The sequence below is a fragment of the Paenibacillus sp. FSL R5-0378 genome, from assembly GCF_038009285.1.
Taxonomy (GTDB): Bacteria; Bacillota; Bacilli; order Paenibacillales; family Paenibacillaceae; genus Paenibacillus_AQ; species Paenibacillus_AQ favisporus.
In genome coordinates, this window is record NZ_JBBPAY010000001.1 from 886,671 (window position 1) to 900,204 (window position 13,534).

A 13,534-nucleotide genomic window follows, 5' to 3' on the forward strand; every position below is an offset into this window, starting at 1 on the left:
TCCACAGCTTGTTGATAATATATGGGGTGAAATCACATATTCACATCCAAAAACAATATAATCATAGCAAAAGAACGCCCGTTTATCAATGAAATGGCTGAAATTATCCACAAATTCAATAAGTTGTGTATAATTTTTATTCACACCACTATATATTGTTTATAACGTGTTTAATTTTCGACAGCATCCCCCAAAATAAAAAATCAGTTGTGCACAGGTTATGCCGGATCTTAGAAATTTATTGCGAACGATGTGAACAAGTGGATAAATCCGAATTGTGGATTTTTCAGGTTTGTTGGGCCGGGGGCTGTGGAAAACTTGGATGGCTGGATTTTAAAATGAGATGATGTGGTTTTAGCTAAATGACATCGAATGAAGTGAATGCCAGGAGAAGGTGTCCACAGAACCGAGGGTGAAGAGAGAGGGAGCGTTTAATGAAGCTGCTGCTGAAAATGAGGATGAAGCGGTGAAGCTGGCGTTCCAGATTCAGATAGATTCGAGAAGTGAGAGAGGGAAGCAGTAAAAAGAGGGAGAAGAGCGATCGCAGGGATTCAAATTCCGGAAAGTGGGGGAGCAGGTTTGAGTTGACTTTTGGGCCTGTTCATGATTAAATGTATAAAGGCATTTTCTGTGTTGAATGAAAATGAATATTTAACCATAAAGGTTATGAAATCCTGTAAGGGGGTGTGCAATACATGAGACCGACATTTAAACCGAATGTAAGCAAGCGCAAAAAGGTGCATGGTTTCCGGAAAAGAATGAGCACGAAAAACGGCCGCAAAGTGCTGGCAGCTCGTCGCCAGAAGGGCAGAAAAGTACTGAGCGCGTAAATTTCGTACATGAAGACCACCGAGGTGGTCTTTTTTTCATAAGAAAACGTCTATCGGCGTACAAAAGTGAGATTTTCGTTTCACTTCTACAGATTTTTTAAGAAAAAGAGGGAGAAGCGGGCTTTTACACCGAGGAGAAGATGTAGTTACGACCCGATCCCAATGAAATGAAAGAGGACGGGCTGTGCTCAGAGAAGTGCTCACGGTTCTTATTGTGGTTTATATCGCACAATGGATGACCATACTAGGAAGTGGAATATCGCTATATATTATATGAAGCAAAATTTCGAATGCTGATATTTTTGAAGGAAAGGCCGCTGTACATCGGGATGGCGGGCAGCAAGCAGGGGATATTCGTGCATAAAAGTTTACGTTTACGAAACCGGGCTGACTTCAGCCGCGTATATAGGCATGGGAAGTCATTTGCCAATTACCAATTTGTCGTGTATTGGTTCCGCAAAAAAGAGGTAGAGAAGTTCCGCGTCGGCATATCCGTCAGCAAGAAAGTCGGTAACGCCGTTGTACGCAACCGGATGCGAAGACTGGTCAAGGAGATTATGCGCCACCATGAAGACAAGCTGATCGAGCATGTCGATCTTGTATTTATTGTAAGAAAAGGTGCCGTTGAAATGTCCTATAAAGACCTTGAAAAAAGCGTTCTGCACGTGCTGCGGAAAGCGTCGCTGCTGAAGCCGCCGGGGCGTTGAATGCTGGTTTCTTTGTCCAATTAATTATGGTATGATTTACGGTGAATGGAAGCGTTAAGAGAGGGGTTATGAAGTGTCGCTACTTAAGACTAGCCGAGGCAGGAAATGGATCCTCCTCATCGCTGTGATGATGCTCGCAGTGGTTGTTTTAGCTGGGTGCGGAACAGGCAACACTGTGACGCATACTACAGAAGAAATGAAGGAAGGCGGCTTTTGGCAGGCTAACGTCGTTTATTATTTCTCGCTCGCATTAGATACCTTCGCCGGTTGGTTTGGCGGAGCTTACGGTTTAGCCGTCCTCGTGATGGTGATTATCGTCCGTACGATTATTCTGCCGTTGTCCATTAAGCAGGTTAGAAGTTCCAAGGCGATGCAAGCGATTCAGCCTGAACTTGCAAAGATAAAAGAGAAGTATAAGGATCAGCCGGAGAAACAGCAGCAGGAAACGATGAAGCTGTTTCAGGAGAACAGGGTTAATCCGATGGCGGGATGTCTGCCGCTGATTATCCAAATGCCGGTTTTTATCGCACTCTATAATTCCATCGTGTACAACTCGCATCTTCGTGACCACTCGTTCCTGTGGCTCCAATTGGGTAAGCCGGACCATACGTTCATCCTGCCGCTGCTGGCTGCTGCTACGACATTCCTGCAGTCCCGCATGATGTTGAAGATGAACCCGAGCCCGCAGCAGGGTGCCATGCAATTTATGATGCTGGTGTATCCGGTTTTGATTTTCTTCATGTCTTACCAGTTCCCATCCGCACTGCCGCTGTACTGGATTTACAGTAACCTGTACACTATTATCCAGAACTACTTTCTGTATCGTAACAACAATACGACTGCGAACGTAGCCGCCGTTTCTTCTGCTGGAGGAAGCGCAAATGCCAAGTCTGGCAACAAAGGCAGCAGCAACAAAGGCGGTAAAGGAAATAGCAAAGGGAAGAAGGGGGCAAAAAAATCTAAATGAGCAAAGTCGTCGCTTCAGGAAAAACCGTTGAAGATGCTGTAAATCAAGGGCTGGCCCAGCTTGGGGTAAGCCGCGACCGGGTCACGGTCCAAATCGTATCGCAGCCGTCAAAAGGATTCCTGGGACTGATCGGTGTCAAGGAAGCAAAGGTGGAACTTACACTGCTGCCTGAGCCCGCACCGGAACCAGTGGAGACGGCGAAACCTTTGCCACTAGATTTACATGAGCCCGAAGCTTCCATAGAGGAAGAAGAGAAAGACCCTTACGAAACGGCTGCCGAGTTTATCATTGACGTCGGTAAGAGCATGGGGCTGGATGTGAGCGTTGAAATCCAGCACGCGAGGGATGCTACGACACTTCATATTTTCGGTCCCGATTTGGGACTGATCATCGGCAGAAGAGGACAAACCCTCGACGCCTTGCAGTATTTGGCCAACATTGTGGCGAACCGGGTGTCAAGCAGTTACGTGCGGCTTGTGCTCGATGCCGAGAACTTCCGGGAGCGCCGGAAGAAGACGCTGGAGGATTTGGCCGACCGGTTGGCGGGACGGGTGATTCGGACCCATAAAGAGGTCGTTCTTGAACCGATGTCCCCGCAGGAGCGGAAGGTGATCCATTCCAAGCTGCAGGATCATCCGCAGGTGAAGACCTACAGTAAAGGGGAAGAGCCCAACCGGCGCGTAGTCATTACGATAAAGTAAAGAGAGACCTGTACAATGACTTTATTGAGCTTACCTTTAGCTTATGAAGTCATTGTTTTTTTTGAATCTTGAATGGGGTCACCGGGAAGCGCCGGGCCTAGGCGTCGCAGGTCTTGATACGTCTTGTTATGGCAACAATAGAGCTAACAGAAACGGATGAACGTTTATTATAGAAAAAAGAGGTGACAACCTTGCTTACGGATACAATCGCAGCGATATCGACGGCTGTAGGGGAAGCGGGAATTGCCGTCATCCGCGTGAGCGGACCGGACTCGATTTCCGAGGTCGAACGGATTTTTCACAGCAAAACGGCGTTAACGAAGGTGGAGTCGCATACGGTTCATTATGGGCATATCGTCGACCCGGACACCCAGGAGCGGGTGGAGGAGGTGCTTGTCACCGTGATGCGGGCGCCGCGGTCTTTTACTACGGAAGATGTGGTGGAGATCAGCACGCACGGCGGCGTGATTTCGGTCAAACGGGTGATGGATCTGCTGCTGCAGCTGGAGATCCGTCTGGCGGAACCGGGCGAGTTTACCAAGCGGGCCTTTTTGAACGGCCGGATTGACCTTTCCCAGGCCGAAGCGGTAATCGACCTGATCCGGTCCAAGTCGGACCGTGCCTTCTCGATCGCATTGAAGCAGGTAGAGGGATCTTTGTCCCAGAGAATCGGGGAGCTGCGCCACACCTTGGTGGAAACGATGGCTCACATCGAAGTCAATATCGATTACCCGGAGCATGATGTGGAATCGCTGACGGCAGAGTTCATTAAGCAGAAAAGCAGCGAAGTTATGGAAGGCATTCAGAAGCTTCTGAAGACCGCTGAAGAAGGGAAGATTTTACGTGAGGGCATCACCACGGCGATTGTCGGACGTCCAAACGTGGGCAAGTCTTCACTGCTGAATGCGCTGGCGCATACGAACCGTGCGATTGTGACCGACATTCCGGGCACGACGCGGGACGTCATCGAGGAGTTCGTCACGATCAACAACATTCCGCTCAAGCTGCTGGACACGGCAGGAATTCGGGAAACGATGGACGTCGTTGAGAAAATCGGCGTGGAGCGCTCGAAGCATGCGGTCACGGAAGCCGATCTCATCCTGCTCGTGCTAAATGCAAGCGAACCGCTGCATGAGGACGAACTGGAATTAATGGAACAAATCCGTGGTAGACAATCCATCGTCATTATGAATAAAATGGACTTACCTTCGCAATTGGACAGGGATCTGCTGTCCAGGTACTATCCGGATGAATTGATCGTCCCGATGTCGGTGATGACCGAAGAGGGGATCGATCTTTTGGAAAAGGCGATTTCATCGCTCTTTTTCAGCGGGAAGCTGGAGTCGGGCGATTTGACTTATGTCAGCAACGTCCGGCATATCGCTCTCCTTAAAAAGGCGTACAAATCGCTTCAAGATGCCTACGATGCGGCGGATCAGTTCATTCCGATCGACATGATCCAGATCGATGTCCGTCTTGCTTGGGAACAGCTTGGTGAGATCACAGGCGATACGGCGGCTGAAACGCTGCTGGATCAAATTTTCTCCCAGTTCTGTTTAGGTAAATAAGTCGTTCGTTCATATAGATTTATGCAATTATTTTCAGAAAAATAAAGGAGGTTTGTCCAATGAGTTATGATGGAGGCAGCTATGATGTCATCGTCATTGGTGCAGGTCATGCCGGCTGTGAAGCGGCCTTGGCCGCAGCACGGATGGGCTGCAACACACTGATGATTACCATCAATCTGGACATGGTCGCATTTATGCCGTGCAACCCTTCGATCGGGGGACCGGCCAAAGGGCATGTCGTCCGTGAAATCGATGCGCTGGGCGGCGAAATGGGCCGTAATATTGATAAAACGTTTATTCAAATGCGGATGCTGAACACAGGGAAGGGGCCGGCGGTGCATGCGCTGCGTGCGCAAGCCGACAAGTTCCTGTATCAACAAACGATGAAGGAAACGATGGAGAAAGAACCGAACCTGACAATGCGCCAAGGCATGGTGGAACAGCTGATTGTTGAAGACGGCGTCTGCGTCGGCGTGGTGACGAAAACCGGCACCTCGTACCGTGCTAAATCTACGGTGCTGACTACCGGCACGTATCTTCGCGGTAAAGTCATTATGGGTGAGCTGACCTACGAAAGCGGTCCGAACAACCAACAGCCTTCGGTGAAGCTGGCGGAAAATCTGCGCGAGCTGGGCTTCGACCTCGTTCGCTTCAAGACCGGCACGCCTCCGCGCGTACACAAGTCCACCATTGACTTTTCCAAGACGGAAATTCAACCGGGAGATGAGAAACCTAAATTTTTCTCTTATGAAACCGAGTCTTCCGATAATGAGCAGCTTCCTTGCTGGTTGACATATACTTCGGTGGAAACCCACCGCATTATTAACGAGAACCTGCACCGTGCGCCGATGTTCTCCGGTATTATTGAAGGAACAGGACCACGTTACTGCCCGTCCATTGAGGATAAGATCGTGCGCTTCAGCGACAAGCCGAAGCATCAAATTTTCCTCGAGCCGGAAGGCAAGAACACCTCTGAATATTATGTCCAAGGGCTGTCTACCAGTATGCCTGAAGACGTTCAGCTGGCGATGCTGCGCAGTATCCCTGGCTTAGAAAAGGTTGAAATGATGCGCAACGGTTATGCGATCGAATATGACGCTATGGTACCGACGCAGCTGTGGCCATCTCTGGAAACGAAGAAGATGCCGGGATTGTTCACCGCCGGTCAAATTAACGGAACCTCCGGTTACGAAGAAGCTGCAGGTCAAGGCATCATGGCCGGCATTAACGCTGCGCGCAAAGTACAGGGCAAAGAACCGGTCATTCTCGACCGTTCGCAAGGCTATATCGGAGTTCTGATCGACGACCTCGTGACGAAAGGTACCAATGAGCCTTACCGTCTCCTGACTTCCCGTGCGGAATACAGACTGCTGCTTCGCCATGACAACGCCGATCTGCGGTTGACGCCGGTAGGGCATGAGATCGGTCTGATCTCGGAGGAACGCTTCGCGAAGTTTTTGGATAAGAAGGAAAAGGTGGAGCTGGAAATCGAACGTCTACGTTCAACGAAGGTGGGTCCTTCACATGTGAATGCACTGTTAGAATCGATCGGTTCCGCCCCGATTCAGGATGGTAGCAACCTGCTGACCATTCTGCGCCGTCCAGAAGTAACCCACAGCCATATTGAACAAATTTCACCTTCGCCATATGAACTTACGGAAGAAATGAAGGAGCAGGTCGAAATTCAAATCAAGTATGCAGGGTATATCGAAAAGCAGCTGATCCACGTGGAACGTCTGCAAAAGATGGATAAGAAGAAGATTCCGGAATCGATCGACTATAACGATGTTCAAGGCATCGCCATCGAGGCTCGTCAAAAGCTCAGCAGCATCCGTCCGATTTCGATCGGTCAAGCTTCACGCATTTCCGGCGTGACGCCGGCGGATATCTCGATTCTGCTGGTATATCTGGAACACTATAATCGCGTTACAGCGGCAAGAGGTTAACGAATGGATTCGATACAAGAGCAATTTGTGCAGCGTTTAAAAAAACATGGCATTACGCTCGAACCATCCCAGTTGGAACAATTTGAAATTTATTTCAAGGAACTGGTCGAATGGAATGAGAAAATGAATCTTACCGGGATTACCGAGCGGGAGCAAGTGTATACCAAGCATTTCTATGATTCCATCTCCCTGGCGTTTTATGTGAACATGGGGGAGATCGGAACACTGGCCGATATCGGCTCAGGAGCGGGATTCCCGGGAATCCCGCTGAAGATTTGTTTTCCACACTTGAAGCTGACGATTATCGACTCGTTAAACAAGCGCATTTCCTTCCTGCAGCACGTTGTTCAGGAGACTGGCCTTAAGGATGTTGAACTTCTCCATGGCCGGGCCGAGGATTGGGGAAGGAAGGCGGGGTACCGTGATCATTTCGATCTCGTTACCGCCCGAGCAGTGGCCAGGCAGGCCGTCCTGAATGAGTTCTGTCTCCCCTTTGTCAAAGTGAACGGTCTGTTTGCGGCGATGAAAGGAAGCGATCCGGCGGAGGAAGTACAGGAGGCAGCCAAAAGCTTGAAGGAACTGAGGGGCAAGGTGATCGAAGTGGAACGCTTCTTGCTACCTGTAGAAGAATCGGCTCGCCATATTGTCCAGATCCGTAAGACTGCGCCTACCCCAGGTAAATATCCGAGAAAGGCCGGAACTGCGGTTAAATCGCCTTTAGTATAAGAAAAAAACTGGTTTCAGCAAGCTGTATCAGACCCTATGGAATGTGCAGTCGACTGACTTCCTATCAACGGACTGTCTGAAACCAAGTCATATTTATAAAATGAAGAGGATTGTTTCACGTGGAACAGTCCTCTTTTTTTAGATGATAAAAATATAAATTTTCAGCGATGCTGTTCTCCTATATAATTTCAAGAAGACTTCTGAAATACGCGGTCTGTCCTCTATAAAGATACATCGATAGTCGCTTTACTAAGATTATAGAGTGATGAATATAACGGTGCCGAATCACTGTAAAATCGCAAGAAATGCTTCTGCTAGAAGCGGTTTGTCTTCTTTGATGTTCCATCGATAAGTGCTTTTATTAATGTGAAAAAATGGATAAATGGCAGGAAAAATCGGGAACTTTGGAGAATAGGATTATATGAAGAAAAGTGGTAGAATAGAGTATAAACTGTATTCTATGAACTGGCTTCAAATGGTATGATAGAGAGGGATGATCGTTGGTAAGTGGTCTGACAGTCAGTCCGTTCAGTCATGTGAACCTTACACATAAATTTCGTTCGGATCTGACAATTCTCATCTTCCATTTTGAAGTCATTGGACGACTCTCTATGTCTGGATTGCAGCTGTCAAAGCTCAAGGTTAGTTGTTACCCTTATCCTACATGGATGTCTCGATGACCTGTAGATTGTTGTTAGGTGCTCTAGCGGTGCTATTACGAATTTAGGTGGTAATATACGGAATGAAAGAACAATTTTCTAAATTGTTTGGTTTGACGGAACGAAGCAATGGGGATGAAGTAAAGCAAATTCCGGTGGCGGAAATCGTAAGCAGTCCTTACCAGCCCCGGACCATTTTTGATGACGATAAAATCGACGAACTCTGTCAAACGATCAAGACGCATGGGGTGATCCAGCCCATTGTTGTTCGTATCCGTAATGCCAAATACGAGATTATTGCCGGTGAGCGGCGCTGGCGTGCCGTTTCCAAACTCGGTTTGGAGACCATTCCCGCCATTGTCCGTGAATTCAATGATTCCCAAGCTGCTTCCATTGCATTGATCGAGAACCTCCAGCGTGAAGGCCTGACTTCCATCGAGGAAGCCGTTGCCTACCAAAAGCTCATTGACCTTCATCAGCTTACGCAGGAGAGCTTGGCGCAGCGCCTTGGGAAAAGCCAATCAACGATTGCCAATAAAATCCGGCTGCTTCATCTTCCGGAGGAAGTAAAAAATGCACTGATGGAGCGCAAAATTACTGAGCGGCACGCCCGCGCGTTACTGTCCCTCGATACCGAGGAACTGCAGCTGAAAGTGCTGGCTGAGATTGTATCCAAAGAGCTGAACGTGAAACAAACGGAGGCAAGAGTTGCCTTTTACAAGGAATCGGCAAAAATTAAAAAGGCAAAGCGCATCTCTTACTCCAAGGACGTCCGGTTGGCCTTGAACACGATTCGCCAATCCATTGATATGGTGTCTGGATCCGGGATGGCCATTAAAACGCAGGAAAACGACCATGAGGATCATTATGAGATCGTGATCAAAATTCCTAAGCGCTAATACGATGGAGCTTAGCGGCTGAGCGGCCGCTTTTTTTAGGAAGTCATAATGAGTTTATGCTCTAAACCATGAAGTCATAGGTTCCAGGCAGCTGAATTTCATATGATGGAAGAATAGAGGGGGAGGGGGAAAGTTCGCATCTCCCATTTTTCTCGTCAATGTTCTGAAATCAAAGTTGTTCATTGATGGTGTCCGAATAATTGAGTAAAGGTTTTTCTTGTTATTCCAGCAAGGGGAAGCGCACTACTGCAGGGCGAAGCCGTTTCTGCGTATCTGTATACTTGAAAACCGGTACTTCTGTTTTACCGCCGGAGGCATACAGGTATTTGCAGCCGTTTGTTTTGCTGATGATCACAATCCCGCGACCTACAAGAAGAGTCTTCATACACATAGAGGTGAATTGAGTGTCCAAAATTATTGCCATAGCAAATCAAAAGGGCGGAGTCGGCAAGACGACAACCTCCGTCAATCTCGGTGCAGGATTGGCTTCGCTCGGAAAAAGGGTGCTGCTCGTCGATATCGATCCCCAAGGCAATACAACCAGTGGGGTAGGTGTCAATAAAGCGGATGTAGCGAACTGCATTTATGATGTGATTATCAATGATGTACATCCCAAGGATGCGATCCTGCAAACGCAAATCGAAGGACTTCATATTATTCCGGCAACGATTCAATTGGCTGGAGCGGAAATTGAACTGGTACCGACCATTTCAAGGGAGCTTCGGCTCAAAAAGTCGCTTCAGTTGGTGAAAGCAAATTATGACTATATTTTAATCGATTGTCCGCCGTCTCTTGGTATACTTACTATTAACTCACTTACTGCCGCTGACTCGGTCATTATTCCTATCCAGTGCGAATACTATGCCCTTGAAGGATTAAGCCAGCTGCTGAATTCGATTCGTCTCGTCCAGAAGCATTTGAACACTTCGCTCCGGATTGAAGGCGTTCTGCTCACCATGCTGGATGCTCGGACGAATTTGGGGATTCAAGTGATTGAAGAAGTAAAGAAATACTTTCAGGAAAAAGTGTACCAAACGATCATTCCGAGAAATATTCGACTTAGTGAAGCTCCGTCCCATGGTCAGTCGATCATTACGTATGATCCGCGTTCGAAAGGCGCTGAGGTATATTTAGAGTTGGCAAAGGAAGTGATTTCGTATGAGTAAACGATTGGGTAAAGGGCTCGATGCTTTAATTCCTTCACTTTCGATTAATGAAGATGACAAAATCGTAGAAATCCCACTCAGCCAACTTCGTGCCAATCCTTACCAGCCGCGCAAGGACTTTAACGAGGAATCAATTCAGGAATTGGCCGAATCGATTCGTCAGCATGGGGTCATTCAACCGATTATTGTACGCAGCGTGCTCAAAGGATATGAAATTATTGCAGGGGAGCGGCGCTTTAGAGCTTCGCAATACTGCGGCAAGGCCACTATCCCGGCTGTGGTTCGCACATTCAGCGATCAACAGGTGATGGAGATTGCCTTGATTGAAAACTTGCAGCGCGAGAATTTAAATGCGATGGAAGTGGCTGTTGCTTACCAGGGCTTGATGGATCAATACTCACTGACGCAGGAAGAGCTGTCGTTGAAAGTAGGGAAATCCAGATCCCATATAGCAAACTTCCTTCGTTTATTGGCTTTACCGGATGAAGTCAAAGACTATGTTTCACGTGGAACAATTTCCATGGGCCATGCGAGAGCGTTGGTTGGTCTCAAGGATCCGTCCCTCATCAAGCAGTTGGCGAAGCAATGCGTCAACAATGAGTGGAGCGTACGGGATCTTGAGGAGGCTGTGAAACAGCTCGACCGGAAACCGGCTGATAAAAACAAGGTGAAAGTCAAAAAGCGCGATCCTTATATCGATAACTTGGAAGAGTCGCTGCGGGAGCGGTTTAGAACGACAGTGAAGATCAAGCAAAACAAAGATAAAGGCAAAATCGAATTGAACTATTACAGCAAACAGGACCTGGAACGGCTGCTGGAGTTGTTGCAATAAAGATCAGTGGATGGGATGACGCGTCTAGGTGATTCCTGAAAAGGACCGAAGATGCGTCATTCTTTGTTCCTTGGATCGGAGTGAAACGGGATATGAACGAAGTTGTATATCTGGATCATGCAGCGACTTCCTGGCCGAAACCGCCTGGTGTTCTTGCAGCCATGCAAAAGGCGATGGAGGAAGCGGCGGCGAATCCAGGACGAGGAAGCCATCAAATGGCCGTGCAAGCGAGCAGGGTTCTCTTTGAGACCCGCCGGGTGCTGGCTCAGTTGTTTCGGGTGAAGAACCCGAATAACATCATTTTCACCCATAACACAACCCAGGCATTGAATATGGCGATCAAGGGGATCTTGAAGTCCGGTGACTATGTCGTTGCGACGATGATCGAACACAACTCCGTACGGAGACCGTTGGAATATTTAATGCGGACCCTGGATATTCAAGTGGATTACATTGGGGTAAATGATCAAGGAGAACTGGACATGCAGCAGCTGGAGGCATGCTTATCCAAAAATCCGAGTCTGGTGGTTTGCAGCCATAGCTCGAATTTGTTGGGGAGTATTCTGCCAATCCAGCGAATTGGTGAGCTGGCACGCAGCAGTGGGGCAGTATTCTTGGTAGATGCTGCACAAAGCGCCGGCGTGCTGGACATTGATGTGGAGTCCTGCTGCATCGACATGCTGGCTTTTCCGGGCCATAAAGGACTGCTCGGTCCGCAAGGAACGGGAGGGCTTTACTTATCGCCGGAGATCGAACTGGAGCCGCTGATCCACGGAGGAACGGGCAGCCAATCGGAGGAAAAGGAAATGCCCAGCGTAAGGCCGGACCGGTATGAAGCGGGGACCTTGAACACGGTCGGAATTGCCGGGCTAAGAGCAGGGGTAGAGTATGTGCTTAAGGAAACCCCTCAGCAGATTTATGAGCATGAATGGGCGTTGACACAAATGATGATCGATGGGTTGAAGGGTCTGCCGGGTATGAACTTGCTTGGTCCCGCACAAGGGAAGGAAAGGACCGGAATCGTGGCCTTTACGATCGAGGGCCGGGATTCTACGGAAATTGCCTTCCGCTTGGACCGGCAATATGGAATCGCAGTCAGAGCGGGGATGCACTGTACGCCGTTGGCTCACTATGCGGTGCGAACGGATAAGACCGGAGCAGTGAGGGCGAGTGTGGGTGCGAACAGCACGGAGCAGGAGGTTCAACGGATGGTTGAAGCGATGCGCGAGCTGGTTCGTTAACTAGATGGCCTGACGCAAGCCTCGAAGTCTATTTGTAATCAAACCTCGATGGCAAGACAAAACCGGTTCTCCCCTGTAAAGCTAAAGGGACAACCGGCAGAATGAATGTTTGTGATTTTTAACCGTATAGTATCAAGGACCATGAATATATGGGATCACGATACGTCTTGGGAACGGGTAGGTCAAGATTGAGGAAAAGGAATGAACAGCATGTCGGACTTAAATGATTTAATCAGCGAACAATTACCAGGAATCATTGGCGGGATCGTACTCCTCATTTTGATCTTGCTCGTGTTGGTGCTGACACAAGGGGCAAAGCTTAGAAAAGTTCGCCGCAAATACGAAACGATGATGGCCGGCAGCGGGGTAGAGGATTTAGAAACACTGCTCATCGATCTAAAGACACAGGTGGACAGCGTGGAGGATGAGCAGCAGCAGCAGCGTGAATCCGTGTCGCTGGCATTGAACAAGCTTCAAATGATCAAGGGTAATATCGGTATTAAACGTTACAATGCATTCAGCGAACGAGGGAGCGATCTAAGCTTTTCGATTGCGATCGTTGATGCCGATCGAAGTGGAGTCGTCATCACTGCGCTGTACAGCCGTGACAGCTCCTATGTTTATGCCAAGCCGGTAGAAGCCGGGCAGTCGACTTATCCCCTTTCGCCGGAAGAGGTAGAGGCGATTACTCTAGCCTTGCAAAAAGCGTAGTACGGGCTTTCCATTCCTTAATGGCGGAATGAAGGCTTGAGGCAATAATTTCGGACAAACGCATCACCAAGCTCAGCCTGGTGTTCTGCAATACAAAATATTCCATGAAGCCGCCGACATTAACGATACCCGTCAAATGGATATCGCCAACCGGCGGTAATTCTTTATGTACGCCTGCGCCGGGTTTGAGCGGGCCGTTGGCGACTTGAATGCAGCCTACGCTGGAGGATTGTCCAAGGCACGCATCGATGCCGATGACAAATGGATTGTCATACAGCGAATAGATCGAGGAGAGCGTCTCCTGGAGGTTAACGGCATGCACAGGCTCGTCCAGCGTGCCGAACAAGTGAAACCATGGACTTTTATACCGGGCCAATGCAGTGCCTACCAAAGGACCGAGGCAGTCGCCCGTGGACCGGTCGGTACCGATACATACAACGATAACCTGTTGATTTTCCCCGGCTTGAGAGAGATGAAACAGAAGACGATGAATAATAGCGGAATGGATTTCAGGGTCGGTATGTGGTATTTTTAAGCATGTAGGCTCCTGTTTGGGAGACGTTTTTGGCCACTGAGTCATA

At 48.6% G+C, this 13,534-nt stretch carries 13 protein-coding genes; 12 read left to right on the forward strand and 1 reads right to left on the reverse strand.

Features of this window, described 5'->3' with window-relative positions; genetic code table 11:
- Positions 1-695: 695 nt before the first annotated feature.
- The 12 genes from rpmH to MKY74_RS03985 all read left to right on the forward strand — a co-directional run bounded on the left by rpmH (position 696) and on the right by MKY74_RS03985 (position 12,953).
- Positions 696-830 carry a 50S ribosomal protein L34 gene (gene rpmH, locus MKY74_RS03930; protein WP_068778604.1) on the forward strand — a complete coding sequence of 45 codons (135 nt, stop codon included), beginning with the start codon at positions 696-698 and terminating at the stop codon, positions 828-830.
- A gap of 356 nt (positions 831-1,186) precedes the next feature.
- On the forward strand, positions 1,187-1,537 hold the full coding sequence (gene rnpA, locus MKY74_RS03935; protein WP_076172607.1) for a ribonuclease P protein component: 351 nt from the start codon (positions 1,187-1,189) through the stop codon (positions 1,535-1,537).
- 73 nt (positions 1,538-1,610) lie between these two features.
- The gene (locus tag MKY74_RS03940; protein WP_076172502.1) at positions 1,611-2,504 is read left to right on the forward strand and encodes a YidC/Oxa1 family membrane protein insertase; all 894 of its coding nucleotides are present in this window, start codon (positions 1,611-1,613) and stop codon (positions 2,502-2,504) included.
- Positions 2,501-3,205, forward strand: a complete 705-nt coding sequence (gene jag, locus MKY74_RS03945; RefSeq protein ID WP_076172500.1) for an RNA-binding cell elongation regulator Jag/EloR — start codon at positions 2,501-2,503, stop codon at positions 3,203-3,205. Before MKY74_RS03940 ends, jag begins: the two co-directional genes overlap by 4 nt.
- A gap of 191 nt (positions 3,206-3,396) precedes the next feature.
- Positions 3,397-4,773, forward strand: a complete 1,377-nt coding sequence (mnmE, locus tag MKY74_RS03950) for a tRNA uridine-5-carboxymethylaminomethyl(34) synthesis GTPase MnmE (protein WP_076172499.1) — start codon at positions 3,397-3,399, stop codon at positions 4,771-4,773.
- A gap of 59 nt (positions 4,774-4,832) precedes the next feature.
- Positions 4,833-6,719: a tRNA uridine-5-carboxymethylaminomethyl(34) synthesis enzyme MnmG gene (gene mnmG, locus MKY74_RS03955; protein ID WP_076172498.1), complete on the forward strand. Its 1,887-nt coding sequence runs from the start codon at positions 4,833-4,835 to the stop codon at positions 6,717-6,719.
- 3 nt (positions 6,720-6,722) lie between these two features.
- Entirely contained in the window at positions 6,723-7,445 is a 723-nt protein-coding gene (gene rsmG, locus MKY74_RS03960; protein WP_076172497.1) for a 16S rRNA (guanine(527)-N(7))-methyltransferase RsmG, read from the forward strand.
- Between the two features lie 742 nt (positions 7,446-8,187).
- Positions 8,188-9,003: a nucleoid occlusion protein gene (noc, locus tag MKY74_RS03965; protein ID WP_076172496.1), complete on the forward strand. Its 816-nt coding sequence runs from the start codon at positions 8,188-8,190 to the stop codon at positions 9,001-9,003.
- Between the two features lie 404 nt (positions 9,004-9,407).
- Positions 9,408-10,169, forward strand: coding sequence for a ParA family protein (locus tag MKY74_RS03970; protein ID WP_076172495.1), 762 nt, complete (start codon positions 9,408-9,410; stop codon positions 10,167-10,169).
- A complete protein-coding gene (locus MKY74_RS03975; RefSeq protein WP_076172494.1) occupies positions 10,162-11,001 on the forward strand; it encodes a ParB/RepB/Spo0J family partition protein in 840 nt (279 codons plus the stop codon). The genes MKY74_RS03970 and MKY74_RS03975 overlap by 8 nt, the downstream gene beginning before the upstream one ends.
- A 92-nt stretch (positions 11,002-11,093) precedes the next feature.
- Positions 11,094-12,242, forward strand: coding sequence for an aminotransferase class V-fold PLP-dependent enzyme (locus tag MKY74_RS03980; protein WP_076172493.1), 1,149 nt, complete (start codon positions 11,094-11,096; stop codon positions 12,240-12,242).
- 210 nt (positions 12,243-12,452) lie between these two features.
- Positions 12,453-12,953, forward strand: coding sequence for a DUF4446 family protein (locus tag MKY74_RS03985; RefSeq protein WP_076172605.1), 501 nt, complete (start codon positions 12,453-12,455; stop codon positions 12,951-12,953).
- Here the strand turns inward: MKY74_RS03985 and yyaC are convergent.
- Complete coding sequence (gene yyaC / locus MKY74_RS03990) at positions 12,928-13,533, reverse strand: spore protease YyaC (protein ID WP_076172492.1); 606 nt, start codon at positions 13,531-13,533, stop codon at positions 12,928-12,930. The genes MKY74_RS03985 and yyaC overlap by 26 nt on opposite strands.
- Between the last annotated feature and the right edge of the window lies 1 nt (position 13,534).